The following is a 14,144-nucleotide window of genomic DNA, read 5'->3' as shown; positions in this document are numbered from 1 at the left end:
TCACAAGAAACCTACTTTTGAAAATCTCGTCTAAGCCCTCTCCCGGCAACCACGTTCCTCCTGCTAACGTCCGACCCCTTGGCAAATCAGGCAACCCGATGAACAAGGCATTTGTTTCGTCTTGTACACATTCTCGCGTGTACAAACGCGAACTGCTCCGTACTATTACACCCATGACTTCTTTGCTTGTGACCGGTGGTGCCGGGTTTATCGGTGCGAATTTCGTCCGTCAGACAGTTGAGCAGCACCCGGAGTATGACAAGATCACGGTGCTGGACAAACTGACCTACGCCGGCAATGCCGATAACCTCGCAGGTCTCCCGGAAGACCGAGTCACCCTGGTCGTGGGTGATATCTGCGAGGGGGAGCTCGTCGACAAGCTCGTGGCCGACCACGATATCACGGTGCACTTCGCCGCCGAGTCGCACAATGACAACTCCCTCAATGACCCTTCCCCGTTCGTGCAGACCAACGTGGTGGGCACGTTCACCATCCTGGAGGCGATCCGCAGGCACGGCAAGCGTCTGCACCATGTCTCCACCGATGAGGTCTTCGGCGATCTGGCCCTCGATGATCCCAACCGTTTCACCGAGACCACCGCGTACAAGCCGTCCTCGCCGTATTCGGCCACCAAGGCCGGCTCCGATCACCTGGTGCACGCGTGGATCCGTTCCTTCGGCATCGAGGCGACCATCTCCAACTGCTCGAATAACTATGGGCCGTATCAGCACATCGAGAAGTTCATCCCGCGCCAGATCACCAATATCCTCTCCGGGCTCACCCCGAAGCTGTACGGCACCGGCGAGCAGGTGCGCGACTGGATCCACGTCGATGACCACAACGATGCCGTGCACCTCATCCTCAAGGAGGGCACGCTCGGCGACACCTACATCATCGGCGCCGATAATGACCACGTGAACAACAAACAGGTCATCTCCATGATCTGCGAGCTCATGGGCCTGGGCCCTGATGCCTATGAACATGTCGCCGACCGCCCCGGCCACGACCTGCGCTACGCCATGGATTCCACCAAGCTGCGCACGGAGCTCGGCTGGGCGCCGAAGTACACCGACACTGACACCGGTATGCGCGCCGGCCTCGAGCAGACCATCAAGTGGTACACCGAGAATCAGGACTGGTGGAAGCCCGCCAAGGACCAGGTCGAAGCCACCTACGCCAAGCAGGGACAGTAACCCATGACCTCATTCAATAAGGAGTTAACCGTCCGCGACACCGCGATCGACGGCCTGCTCATTGTCGATTTCCCCGTCCACGGCGACAACCGCGGCTGGTTCAAGGAGAACTGGCAGCGGCAGAAAATGCTAGCTGTGGGCCTGCCCGATTTCGGCCCCGTGCAGAACAACATGAGTTTCAACGCCACCGCTGGCACCACCCGTGGCCTGCATGCCGAGCCGTGGGACAAGTTCGTCTCCGTCGGCACCGGCCGCGTGTTCGGTGCGTGGTGCGATCTGCGGGAGGGGTCTGCCACCTACGGCGCGGTGGTCACGCAGGAGATTACCCCGGATATCGGCGTCTACGTCCCGCGCGGGGTGGCCAACGGTTTCCAGGCGCTGGAGGATGAGACCCTCTACACCTACCTGGTCAACGATCACTGGTCGCCCGACGCGCAGTACTCCAACGTCAACCTCGCCGACCCGGCGCTCGGCATCGAGTGGCCGCTCCCCCTGACTGAGATGTCCGAGAAGGACAAAAACCACCCCATGCTTGTCGACGCTACCGGCGTCCCAGCCCGCAAGGTTCTGGTGACGGGCGCGGGTGGCCAGTTGGGCACCGCCCTGCGGGCGGTGTTCCCGGATGCGGAGTTCGTCAGCCGGCAGGATCTGGACATCACCTCCGACCTGAGTTCGGCGCGCCCGTGGAAGCAGTACTCCGCGATCATCAACGCTGCCGCCTACACCGCGGTGGACAAGGCCGAGGGTGAGGGCCGCGCGGATGCCTGGGCCGTCAACGCCACCGCCGTGGCGAACCTCGCTGCGGTGGCACGGGAGAACAACCTCACCCTGGTGCATGTGTCCTCGGATTATGTCTTCGACGGCACCGCACCTGGTGAGTACACCGAAGATGCACCGTTGTCCCCACTCGGGGTCTACGGCCAGACCAAAGCAGCCGGTGACCTGGCTGCCACCGGCGCACCGCAGCACTATGTGGTGCGCACCTCCTGGGTGATCGGCGATGGTGGCAACTTCGTGCGCACCATGAAATCCCTGGATGCCCGCGGTATCACCCCATCTGTGGTGGATGATCAGATCGGTCGCCTGAGCTTCACCCAGGACATCGCCGCCGGCATCAAGCACCTGCTGGACACCCGTGCCGCGTATGGCACATACAACCTCACCAACTCCGGGGAGCCGGCATCGTGGGCGGATGTGGCGCGGATGATCTTCCGTGACCCTGCTGCGGTGACGGGAGTGAGTACGGCGGAGTATTTCGTCGATAAGCAGGGCGCCGCCCCGCGCCCGCTGAACTCGCGGCTGGACCTTGGCAAACTGACCGCGACGGGGTTCACCGCGCCGGATTGGCGCGCACGGCTGGCCGACTACCTGGAGGAGTTATAACGTGAAGGGCATTATTCTCGCCGGTGGATCCGGCACGCGGCTGTATCCGATCACCAAGGGCATCTCGAAGCAGCTGATGCCGATCTATGACAAACCGATGGTCTACTACCCCCTGACCACGCTCATCCAGGCCGGCATCCGCGAGATCCTCATCATCACCACACCCGAGGACCGCAGCGCGTTCGAGCGACTGCTCGGTGATGGTTCCGGCTGGGGTATCTCGCTGTCCTACGCCGTCCAGCCGTCGCCGGATGGCCTGGCGCAGGCGTTCATCATCGGCGAGGATTTCATCGGCGATGACGATGTGGCGCTGGTGCTTGGCGACAACATCTTCGACGGCGCCCAGCTCGGCCGCGCACTCAAGGCCTGCTCCGATCCCGATGGCGGCATCGTCTTCGCCTATGAGGTCTCCGACCCGGAGCGCTACGGCGTGGTGGAATTCGACGCCAATAACCGTGCTGTGTCCATCGAGGAGAAACCCGCGCAGCCGAAGTCGAATTTCGCGGTGGTGGGACTGTACTTCTATGACAACCGGGTGGTGGAGATCGCCAAGTCGATTGAGCCCTCCGAGCGTGGCGAGCTGGAGATCACCTCCGTCAACGAGGCCTACCTGCAGGCCGGTGCCCTGACCGTGCAGCGACTAGACCGTGGTGATGTGTGGCTGGATACCGGCACCATCGACTCCATGAGTGAGGCATCTGCCTATGTGGAGGTGCTGCAGAAACGTACCGGCCTCATCATCGGCTCGCCTGAGGTCGCAGCGCACCGGGCCGGGTTCATCAGCACCGAGCAGCTGGTGGAACTGGGTGGGAGCCTGAAGAAATCCGGGTACGGCAACTACCTACTGCGCGCCGCGGGCGAGCGGTAGGGCAAGTTCGGGCTCATGAGCGAGGAGGCCGTCGGACTGGCGGCGCTGCTGTTCTCCGTGGTGCTGCTCACCGGGCTGTGCGTGTGGATCACCCGCGCCGCGGCGGAGGGCCGCCTCCCGGTGGACGGCTCGGTGGGGATCCGGACGCGCCGGACCATGCGCTCGGCTGCCGCCTGGGAGGCGGGGCATGCGGCGGCGTTACCCATTCTGAGCCGGTTATGGTGGGTGGCTGGCGTGACCGTGGTGGGGGCCGTGGTGCTGCAGTGGCAGCTCGGCGGCGCCTGGGGCATCGTGGCTGGTCTGACAGGTCTCGCGGTGGAGGTAGTGATCCTGATGTATGCCACCTACCTGGCGGGTAGGGCTGCCGACAGGACTTGAGCTACCGGCGTAAAGTGGGTGACTGCATGTGGGTGAATCTACTCACAACAGCTTGGACGAACATACCCCAGGGGGTATACTGAAGGGCAAAATAATCCTTCCCCCTGCTTTAAGGAGACCCCCATGTGTTACCCCGTTAAATGTCCCACCTGCGGAAAGACCACCTGGGATGGCTGCGGCCAGCATATTGATCAGGTCAAGGCCAGTGTGGCACCGAACCAGTGGTGCACCTGCGCGCATAATCAACCTGCAGCCAGAAAATATAGCTCTCTCAAAACAAAAGCTTCCGGATAAGCGTGTTTGAGCGCTGATCTGCTTCACCGGGGTTGTTGACTTTTGAACCATGGTCGCCTCCCCGAAGATTGCCCTCACCGACGAGGAAATCACCATCCTCAAAAGCTACAAACGCTCCCGATTTAGCCTTGTCCAACACAAAGCCGAAGCACTTCTACTTCTCGATGACGGTGTCGCCCCAGACATCATCGCCAGGTTCGTGGAGCGACGACCCTCAACGGTCACCACCTGGATCCTAGAGTTCAACCGACTACGGATCGCCAGCCTCTACACCGGCCACGCAGCTAACACCAACGCATCCAAACTCACCCCCGCACAACGCGCAGAGATAGCCACAGTCCTATCCACACCGCCGTCTGCACATGACATCCCAGCCCAGTTCTGGACCGTGCCACAGTTAAAAGACTGGATAGCCAGTAACTTCGAGGTCGTCTACGACTCTGACACCACCTACCACCTGCTGTTACGCCACGCGGGCCTGAGCTTTAAATACCCACAGGTCTTTGATAAACGCCGCGGCAGTGACGCCGAGATTGCTGCCCGGATGGCTACGATCCGCAACGAGATCGCTGGCGCACTTAATGACCCCGAGCAGGTGGTTTTTGCCGCTGACGAAGTCCGTGTTGAGCATGAATCAGAGGTGCGTAAAGCCTGGATCCATAAAGGTCATCCCACAACGTTGAGTGTCGATCGTGTCCGTCAGGCCCAGTCCTACATCGGTTTCCTGTCCCAGAGCAGCGGTGAGGTGGATCTGTTGCGGTTGGCGTGGCAAAACACTGACACCATCATCGAGGCACTGACCACGCTGATGGACAGGCATCCAGGTAAAAAGATCACCGTGGTGTGGGATAACGCGAGGTGGCACAGGTCCAAGAAGCTTCGCGAGCACCTTGGCCAAGGCAACGTCTTGGCTAATGTGCGCCTGGTATGGTTGCCACCTTATGCCCCGGACCATAATCCGATTGAAAAGGTATGGAACGAGGCGAAAGCAGCGATCAGTAACCGTCAGCGACTAGTCTTCGAGGACACCTGTATCGGGTTTGAGACGTTTGTCGGTTCATCGACTTTTTCCTATCGAATCTGACCTTGTGGGTGTAGCTTTTGTTTTGGGAGAGCTATAACAACCAGCAAAGGAAACCACCCCATGACCACCACTGTGATCGTCGGCGGCGTCGCCGGCGGAATGTCCACCGCTGCCCGCCTCCGTCGTCGTGACGAGGAGATGGAGATCATCGTCCTCGAGGCCTCGGGTTATGTTTCCTTCGCCAACTGCGGCCTGCCGTACCACGTCTCCGGGGTCATCCCGGAGCGTGACTCCCTGCTGCTGCAGACCCCGGAATCACTCGCCCAGCGGTTCAACCTGGATGTGCGCGTGAATACCCGCGCCACCTCCATCGACCGGGAAAACAAGACCGTGACCACCGAAAACGGTGAGGTCATCTCCTATGACTACCTGGTCCTCTCCCCCGGCGCGGCCCCGATCATGCCGCCCATCCCCGGCATCGAGCGCGCCCTCACCCTGCGCACCGTGGAGGATGTGGACACCGTCATTGCGGCCCTGAGCGAGGATGTGAAGACCGCCGCCATCATCGGTGGTGGTTTCATCGGCCTGGAGATGGCGGAGAACCTGCGCCACCGTGGGTTGGAGGTCACCGTTATTGAGCGGGCGCCGCAGATCATGACGCCGCTGGATGAGGAGATGGCGTTGATCGTCGAGAAGCATCTCGTCGACAACGGCGTCACCGTGATCACCGGTGGCGACACCACCGACATCGCCGCCGACCACCTCACCCTGTCTGATGGCCGCACGGTGCCGGCGGATGTGGTCATCGCGTCCATCGGCGTGAAGCCGGCCAGCGATCTGGCCGCCGATGCCGGGCTCGAGGTGGGTGAGCGCGGCGGCATCAAGGTGGATGATCAGCAGCGCACCAGCGACCCGTCGATCTTCGCGCTTGGCGACGCCGCCGAGAAACTCGATGCGGTCTCCGGCGAGGACACCCTCGTCCCCCTCGCCCAGACGGCCAACCGCCACGGCCGCCTGGTCGCCGACATCATCACCGGCCGCGACGTGCGCCGCACCCCGACCCTGGGCACCGCGATCGTCGGGCTCTTCGATATGGCCGCCGGTTCCGTTGGCTGGAATGAGCGCCGCGCGCGTGCCGCCGGCAAGAACATCCGCGTCATCCACACCCACCCCTCCGACCACGCCGGTTACTACCCCGGCGCGGAGATGCTCCACCTCAAGCTGGTCGTGGATGCCGACACCGACGCGATCCTCGGCGCGCAGGCCGTCGGTGGTGCGGGCGTGGATAAGCGTATCGACGTCATCGCCACCGCCATGCGCGGCGGCCTCACCGCCACCGACCTCGCCGATCTGGAACTGGCCTACGCCCCGCAGTTCGGCTCCGCCAAGGACCCCGTCAACCTGCTCGGGTACGTCAATGACAACATGGTCAGCGGCGAGAAGACCGTGCAGTGGCACGAGCTCAACGACGCGCTGTCCGACGGCTGGACGCTTGTCGACGTCCGCACCCCCGGCGAATTCAACGCCGGCACCATCCCCGGTGCGGTGAACATCCCCGTCGACGACATCCGCGACCGCATCGATGAACTCGAAGGCCGCAAGGCCTTGGCCTTCTGCCGCGTCGGCCAGCGTGGCCATGTCGCCGCCAGCCTGCTCACCCACCTCGGTGTGGAATCCGCCAACCTCGACGGAGGCTTCATCACCTGGGAGCTGTCCCCGGCGAATAAGTAGGCGGTGGAATGTGCGCGTGGCCTACACTGCGCCGCGCCACTATCCTGGCTCGCATGACAATTCCAGTGAAGGCACTGCAGAAGACCGGGCCGGACGCACCATTCCAGATCACGACGATCCAGCGCCGCAGCCCGCGGGCGGATGACGTGGTGATCGACATCAAGGCCGCCGGTATCTGCCACAGCGATATCCACACTGTCCGCAACGAATGGGGCGAGGCGAATTTCCCACTGACCGTCGGCCATGAGATCGCCGGTGTGGTCTCCGCCGTGGGTTCCGAGGTCACCGACTGGAAGGTCGGTGACCGCGTCGGCGTGGGCTGCCTGGTGGATTCCTGTGGCACCTGCGAGATGTGCCAGCAGGGCTTTGAGAACCACTGCCTCAACGGCGCGGTGGGCACCTACAACTCGGTGGACGTGGACGGCACCATAACCCAGGGCGGTTATGCCGAGAAGATCGTCGTGTCCGAGCGGTTTGTCTGCCGGATCCCCGACGCACTGGATTTCGATGTCGCCGCTCCCCTGCTGTGCGCCGGCATCACCACCTTCTCCCCCATCGTCCAGTGGAATGTGAAGGAAGGCGACAAGGTCGCGGTCATGGGCCTGGGCGGCCTGGGGCACATGGGCGTGCAGATCGCTGCCGCCAAGGGCGCTGAGGTGACCGTGCTGTCGCGCTCGCTGAAGAAGGCGGAGGTGGCGAAGTCCCTCGGCGCCGTGCGGACCCTGGCGACCTCCGATGAGAGCTTCTTCAACGACTACCGCGGGGAATTCGACTTCATCCTCAACACCATCAGCGCCAACATCAACCTCGGCGCCTACCTGGGCCTGCTCAAGCCCCGCGGGGTGATGGCCGTGGTGGGTCTGCCACCGGAGAAGCAGCCCCTGAGCTTCGGTTCCCTCATCGGCGGCAGCAAGGTGCTCACCGGCTCCAATATCGGCGGCATCCCGGAGACCCAGGAGATGCTGGATTTCTGCGCCGAGCACGGCCTGGGGGCGCGGATCGAGAAGATCAGTGTTCATGAGGTGGATGAGGCCTATGACCGCGTGGTGGCCGGTGATGTGCAGTTCCGTTTTGTGATTGACACCAGCACGTTCTAGCGCCGTTCAGCAAAAAATCCCTATCTCCGGCGGTGGAGATAGGGACTTTCTTGGTTGGGGGGAGAATTACATGAACTGACCTGCGAGTGCCTGGATCTGAGCCAGGGTGGCCGGGAGGGCGCCACCCATCACAGCGTTGAAGATGAACCCGGCGATACCGGCGACAGCAGCGATGATGCCTGCGATACCGACGAGCTCCAGGGTGGAGGAGCCGGTGCTGGGCTGGTCGTCGACAAGCTCTCCGGCAACGGTGACCGGCAGGGTGAAGGTGGTGCCGGCGTCGGTGGCCAGGGAGATCTCGGTTGCGCCGGCGGGGACGGTGAGGGTGACCGTGGCGGTGCCGGTGTTGTCGTACTGCGGGAGCAGGGTGTTGTCGACATCAGCGTCTGCCTCCTGGTCGCCGAGGGTGACGGTGACGGTGGTGGGCTTGGCCTCGCCACCGGTGTAGGACAGGGAGGACAGGTTGATGGTGAGGTCCTCACCGGCGATGAGGGAGCCATCCTCGGCGACGGCCCCACCCTCGAGGGAGATGCCCACGGAGGAGTGGTTGTTGCGGATCTCCGCGCCCGGGTGTGCCGCGAGGTAACGGTTGAACAGGTCGATGTCGACCATGCCGGAATCAAGCATGTCGCTGCCGGCAGCCAGGGCGGTGAAGCCGTCGCCACCGGAGAGCAGGAAGCTGGCGCCGGCGACACGGTAGGTGGCGCTCAGGTCGATCGGCTCGCCGTTGACGGTGATGTGGGTGACGCGGTCACCGGCCGGGCGGGTCTCATCGTAGGAGTACTGGACATTGTTGGACAGGCCCAGGGCCAGGCGTGGGCGCTCGCCGGTGGGCTGCTTCCACTGCTGCTCGAGGGCCTCCTTGAACTGGGCACCGGTGATGTCGACGACGCCGTAGGTGTTGCCGAAAGGCTGGACCGCGTACGCATCAGCGAAGGTGACCGGGCCAGCTGCGAGATCGGCGCGGACGCCACCGGCGTTCATGACACCGATGTCCGCGGACAGGGCGGTGAGCTCATTCATGCCCCACAGTCCGGCCTCGGCCAGCAGGTTGTTGAGGGAGGATTCCACACCACGGTTGCCACCGTAGCCGCCCTCTTCGTTCGCGCCGCGGTAGAAGCTGTTCTCGATGGTGGTGACGACCTCGTTGCCGGCCTCGGCGGACGCGTCGACCGCTGCAGTGACGATGTTCTGAACAGCGGCCACGACGGCGTTGCCGGGCACGGAATCGCAGGCGGCCAGGATCTCATCCGCCAGGACGTTGCGTGCCTCGATGTTGGTGATCTCACCGGCTGCACGGTCGAAGGTGATCTCCACATCGGAGACAGCCTTGCCGTACTCCCAGCCCTGGATGACCACGAGGGGCTGCTTGCCCTCGCGGGCCGGGCCGGTCTCGACGCGGTTCTGGTGGGTGTGGCCAGCGAACACGACATCGATGTCGTTGGAGAAGGCGTCATTCGCGGAGGCACCGGAGTGGACCAGGGCGATGACGACATCGACGTCACCGGCGATGCGGGCTGCCTCTGCGTTGAGGGAGGCGATGTCATCGGTGAAGGTGATGCCCGGGATGCCCGCCGGGGAGACCAGGGTGGCGGTCTCCTCGGTGACAGCGCCGACGTAACCGACCTTGACCCCATCGAGGTCCATGATCTCACTGCCGGCGGGTGCCGGGACACCACCGACGACGTTGGCGCCCAGGTACGGGAACTGGGCCTCGCCGGTGCCGTCCACGGAGACACGACCGGTCAGATCGCTGTAGCCCCGGTCAAATTCGTGGTTACCCAGTGCAGAGGCATCCACACCGATGGCGTTCAGCGCGCTCAGGGTGGGGGTGTCCTTGAGGATCGAAGACACGAAGGGGGAACCACCGATATTGTCACCGACGGTGACGAAGCTGGTCAGCGGGTTCTCCGCGCGCTCGGCTTCCGCGTAGCAGGCGATCCCGGCGATGCCCGCCTCCTGATCACGATCATTCTGCGCAAGGTGACCGTGGAAATCGGTGATGCCGAGGATGTTCAGCTCAACGGTGTTCTCCTGCGCGTAGGCGGGAACGGTGAGCGCACCCAGTCCGAGTCCGGTGGCGGTGACGACAGCAAGTGCCGTGCGGGAAAGCCTCTTCATTTTTTAAGTTCTCCTGTGGGAAGGCATGCGTTCTTTAACAAGAGCATTCAAACCCATGGGAAAATGCATGAGCAGGGACTTTAGGTTCCATAAAAGTGTTATTAAGGATAAATTCATTCCCGCTGCCCCGCAGGTTCACCCACCCCGCCCCGTTCAGGGGTGGCTGGGGCGTGCGGGAGGAGATGCGCGGGGCGTCGTCAAGCAACAAGGTGCAGGATCGCGCGGCATACCTGATAGTAGGCTCCATACACCCTGTTGACGGCCTTATTACTGCCCAGCGCGCCGAGGTTGGGGTTGTCGAAACGCCACTCCATCTTCTCCAGGTATTCCGCGCCACTGAGCTGCGCCAGCTGCTGGGTCTTCCGGCGCAGGGCGATGATCTTCGGCAGATCACGGATGAGCAGGCGCAGGGACTTCACCTTCAGACCCAGGCGGTTCTCCTTCGCGGCGATCGCCCACAGGCCCAGATTCGCGCCCAGAATCTGCGGGATGAGCACCACCAGCGTGGACAGCGGCAACACACTGAGCAGCAGCACATGGCGGTTGCGCTCGATGTAGATCCACTTGTAATCACCCTTGGCGTAGTCATAGTGGTGGGTGACATACCCGGAATGAACCAGACCAATACGGCCACCGGTGAGCAGCAGACGCGCCGAGAAATCCGTGTCCTCGTGGTACATGAAGTACAACTCCTCCATGCCGCCAAGCTTCTGCCACCACTCGGTGCGCACCACCAGACACGCACCCGACGCGATGGAGATATCCGTAACCTCCGGGGTGTGATCGGCACTGTCCGGATGCAGACCGACAGGCCTCTCATCCAGCCCCGTCACCCACGACAGCCCCGAGATGTGCAGCGCGTTGCCCGCGGAGTTGATGGTGCCGTCCGGGAGCAGGAGGTACGGCATGAACGCCGCCCACTGCTTGTCGACGCGTCGCAGAGTATCAAACAACGTAGGATCCTCAATCACCGTGTCCGGGTTGAGGAAGAACAGCAGATCCACCTCATCCTGGATGCGCGCGGCCCCCACATTGCAGCCCGCGGCGAAACCACCGTTGTCGTGGTTGATGATCATGACGCCGTGTTGCTGGAGCCGCTCCCCCACCACCGACTCCAACAACCACGGCTTGCGGTTATCCACCACCACCACACGGTCATCGGGGCGCAGCTGCCCGGCAAACGAATCCACCAGATCGGCCACATCCTGCTCGTGCCCATAGGAAACAATGACCACACCGATGCTGTTGCTACCCATCGATATCCTGGCTCCTTCATGCTGATGTCAAGCTGCTGCGGTATCCGGCGGGGTCTGTGCGCTGCCCCCTGATCCCGGTTAGCTTACCCGCCCGGGGTGTGGGTGCGGGGTGCAGGAGGTGTGGATAGGCCGGGCCTACCGGCACACGCCGGAAAATGCACTAGGCTATTTCAACATCATGGATGCGACACAGACAAGCGACACCGGCGCGCACGCATCGCCGGATTTCAGCGACACATGGCTGGTCGTGCCCTGCTACAACGAGGGCACCATCATCAGAGACGTTCTGATCAACGCCCGTCAGACCTTCCCCAACATCGTGGCAGTCAACGACGGCTCGCCCGACAACTCCGCCGAGGAAATCCACGCCAGCGGAGCCCACCTGGTCAACCACCCCGTCAACCTCGGCCAGGGCGCCGCGATCCAGACCGGTGTGGAATACGCCCGGGCACAACCCGGTGCCAGGTACTTTGTGACATTCGACGCCGACGGCCAACACCAGGTCAAAGACGTCATCCGCATGGTCGAACGCCTCCGCCGGGAAAACCTCGACATCATCGTGGGCACCCGCTTCGGACGCCCCCGCGAAGAGGACGACCAGGTGCCCTGGATCAAACGCCTGGTACTGCGCACCGTGGTGCTGCTCTCCCCGAAAACCCGCAAACTGGGGCTCACCGACGCCCACAACGGCCTCCGCGTGTTCAACCAGAAAGTGGCCCAGGAACTCAACATCCGAATGAACGGCATGTCGCATGCCTCCGAATTCATCGACCAGATCGTCGACCGCGGCTGGCGCATCGCCGAGGAACCCGTGGATATCCTCTACACCGAATACTCAATGAGCAAGGGCCAGTCCCTGCTCAACGGCGTAAACATCCTCGCCGACGGATTCCTTGCCAGGAGGCTGCCATGACCGATTCCACCACCCAGATCATCATCCAGGTGCTTCTCCTGCTCGCCACCGCGGGCCTGGCCCTGTACTTCCTGAGCAACCGCCGCAAAGCCCGCGCCAAGGCATGGGTGAAGATCGGCTTCCTCATGTTCATCGTGGCCGCCGTGTGGGCCGTGCTCCGCCCGGAGGACCTCACCGCTGTGGCCAACCTCGTCGGCGTGGGCCGCGGCACCGATCTGCTGCTCTATGTGCTGGTGGTGGCCTTCATCTTCACCACCCTGTCCAGTTATGTGCGTTTCCGTGAGCTGGAACTGCGTTATGCCAAGCTTGCGCGCGCCGTGGCGCTGCAGAATCCGGTGCTGCCGGAGGAGTCAGTGCAGAAATAGCTGATAGAGGCCGTTTTAAGGCGTTGATGCTGGCTGGATGCACTCAGGGGTGGGTGCGCGGTTGTTGGGCGCTTAAACGGCGTTGTGGAGAGGCCGGTTTTCGGGGACCTGGTGGGTGGAAGTTGACGATTTCGACACATGGGCTGGCCAGCGGGGTGGTTGTGTCGAAAAAATCGAAACCGAATGGGCTGTGGGGTTGAAAAAATCGACACACCCCGGGCTGCCGGCGCAGGGTGTGTCGAAAAAATCGAAGGGTGCTGGGTGACTTGGCAGCGGATGATTGTCGGCTGCTGGATGGTGCCGTTTTAAGGGGTTGACGCTGGCTGGATGCACTCAGGGGTGGGTGCGCGGTTGTTGGGCGCTTAAACGGCGTTGTGGAGAGGCCGGTTTTCGGGGACCTGGTGGGTGGAAGTTGACGATTTCGACACATGGGCTGGTTAACGGGGCTGCTGTGTCGAAAAAATCGAAACCGAATGGCCTCCGGGGTTGAAAAAATCGACACACCCCGGGCTGCTGGCGCAGGGTGTGTCGAAAAAATCGAAGGGTGCGGCGGGGCGCGCTAATTGTGGCGGAAGTACTCCACGGTGTTGGCCACGCCCTGCTTGATGTCCACCTCAGGTTCCCAGCCCAGGACCTCCTTGGCGCGGGCGAAGGACAGGGCGCTGCGGGGCACATCGCCGAGGCGGGCCGGCGCGTATTCCGGATCGTCCTGTGCGCCGGCGGCTTCCGCGACCAGGGTGTGCAGCTGGCGGTCGGAGGTCTCCACGGAGGTGCCGATGTTGAAACGCATGCCGCCGCCGATCTCGCCGGAAGCCAGGTAGAAGGCGCGGACCACATCGCCGACGTAGACATAGTCGCGGGTGTTGCCGCCGTCGCCAAACACGCGGGTGGGTTCACCGGCCAGCAGACGCTGGGAGAAGATGGCCACCACACCGGCCTCGCCGTGGGGATCCTGGCGTGGGCCGTAGACATTGGCCGGGGCGATGTGGGAGCAGTCCAGGCCGTAGAGGTGGCGGTAGGTGTTGAGGTAGATCTCACCGGAGACCTTGGAGGCGGCATACGGGGAATGGGGATCGACGGGGACATCCTCGCTGACGGGGAACTCGGAGGGCTCGCCGTAGATGGAGCCGCCGGAGGAGGTGAACACCACCTTGCGCACACCATGGCTTCGGGCTGCGTCAGCGATGCGGATGGTGGAGAGGATGTTGGTTTCGGCGTCGTGAAGCGGGTCGGCGACGGAGGCGCGGACGTCGATCTGCGCGGCGAGGTGGAAGATGACCTCGGGGGTGTGCTCGGCGAGGAACTCATTGAAGTCCACGTCCAGCAGATCCGCCTCGACGAAGGTGAGTTTTCCGGTGGCCTCGGCGTCACGGAGGTTCTCCACGCGACCGCGGGAGAGGTTGTCGATCACCACCACCTCATGACCATGGGCGATCAGGAGGTCGACGAGATGGGATCCGATGAAGCCGGCGCCGCCGGTAACTACAGTACGCATGGGGAATACTCTAACCCCACTCCCGG

The 14,144-nt window shown here is 62.9% G+C and carries 12 protein-coding genes; 9 read left to right on the top strand and 3 right to left on the bottom strand.

Annotated elements, in window-relative coordinates; all coding sequences use genetic code 11:
• The first annotated feature begins 173 nt into the window (after window positions 1-173).
• The 7 genes from rfbB to CE_RS01940 all read left to right on the top strand — a co-directional run bounded on the left by rfbB (window position 174) and on the right by CE_RS01940 (window position 7,968).
• Window positions 174-1,193: a dTDP-glucose 4,6-dehydratase gene (rfbB, locus tag CE_RS01970; protein ID WP_006770171.1), complete on the top strand. Its 1,020-nt coding sequence runs from the start codon at window positions 174-176 to the stop codon at window positions 1,191-1,193.
• Between the two features lie 3 nt (window positions 1,194-1,196).
• Entirely contained in the window at window positions 1,197-2,576 is a 1,380-nt protein-coding gene (locus CE_RS01965) for a sugar nucleotide-binding protein (RefSeq protein ID WP_006770172.1), read from the top strand.
• 1 nt (window position 2,577) lies between these two features.
• Window positions 2,578-3,444: a glucose-1-phosphate thymidylyltransferase RfbA gene (gene rfbA, locus CE_RS01960; protein ID WP_006770173.1), complete on the top strand. Its 867-nt coding sequence runs from the start codon at window positions 2,578-2,580 to the stop codon at window positions 3,442-3,444.
• A 15-nt stretch (window positions 3,445-3,459) separates the two neighbouring features.
• Entirely contained in the window at window positions 3,460-3,822 is a 363-nt protein-coding gene (locus CE_RS01955) for an SdpI family protein (protein ID WP_011074933.1), read from the top strand.
• Between the two features lie 343 nt (window positions 3,823-4,165).
• Window positions 4,166-5,200 (top strand): IS630 family transposase, encoded by a 1,035-nt coding sequence (locus CE_RS01950; protein WP_011074932.1) that lies wholly within the window; start codon window positions 4,166-4,168, stop codon window positions 5,198-5,200.
• Between the two features lie 60 nt (window positions 5,201-5,260).
• Window positions 5,261-6,871 carry an FAD-dependent oxidoreductase gene (locus CE_RS01945; protein ID WP_006770174.1) on the top strand — a complete coding sequence of 537 codons (1,611 nt, stop codon included), beginning with the start codon at window positions 5,261-5,263 and terminating at the stop codon, window positions 6,869-6,871.
• Window positions 6,872-6,924: 53 nt separating this feature from the next.
• A complete protein-coding gene (locus CE_RS01940; protein WP_006770175.1) occupies window positions 6,925-7,968 on the top strand; it encodes an NAD(P)-dependent alcohol dehydrogenase in 1,044 nt (347 codons plus the stop codon).
• 66 nt (window positions 7,969-8,034) lie between these two features.
• Here the strand turns inward: CE_RS01940 and CE_RS01935 are convergent, their stop codons facing one another.
• Both CE_RS01935 and CE_RS01930 read right to left on the bottom strand, forming a co-directional pair.
• A complete protein-coding gene (locus tag CE_RS01935) occupies window positions 8,035-10,089 on the bottom strand; it encodes a bifunctional metallophosphatase/5'-nucleotidase (protein WP_006770176.1) in 2,055 nt (684 codons plus the stop codon).
• A gap of 197 nt (window positions 10,090-10,286) precedes the next feature.
• The gene (locus tag CE_RS01930; protein WP_006770177.1) at window positions 10,287-11,345 is read right to left on the bottom strand and encodes a glycosyltransferase family 2 protein; all 1,059 of its coding nucleotides are present in this window, start codon (window positions 11,343-11,345) and stop codon (window positions 10,287-10,289) included.
• Between the two features lie 178 nt (window positions 11,346-11,523).
• On the opposite strand from CE_RS01930, the gene CE_RS01925 reads away from it, so the two are divergent.
• A complete protein-coding gene (locus CE_RS01925; RefSeq protein ID WP_035109995.1) occupies window positions 11,524-12,258 on the top strand; it encodes a glycosyltransferase family 2 protein in 735 nt (244 codons plus the stop codon).
• On the top strand, window positions 12,255-12,623 hold the full coding sequence (locus CE_RS01920; protein ID WP_006770179.1) for a DUF2304 domain-containing protein: 369 nt from the start codon (window positions 12,255-12,257) through the stop codon (window positions 12,621-12,623). Before CE_RS01925 ends, CE_RS01920 begins: the two co-directional genes overlap by 4 nt.
• A 559-nt stretch (window positions 12,624-13,182) precedes the next feature.
• On the opposite strand, the gene CE_RS01915 is transcribed toward CE_RS01920, so the two are convergent.
• A complete protein-coding gene (locus CE_RS01915; protein WP_006770181.1) occupies window positions 13,183-14,118 on the bottom strand; it encodes an NAD-dependent epimerase/dehydratase family protein in 936 nt (311 codons plus the stop codon).
• Between the last annotated feature and the right edge of the window lie 26 nt (window positions 14,119-14,144).

The sequence above is a fragment of the Corynebacterium efficiens YS-314 genome (assembly GCF_000011305.1).
GTDB classification, from domain to species: Bacteria; Actinomycetota; Actinomycetes; order Mycobacteriales; family Mycobacteriaceae; genus Corynebacterium; species Corynebacterium efficiens.
This window is presented reverse-complemented; position numbering and strand designations above follow the sequence as displayed.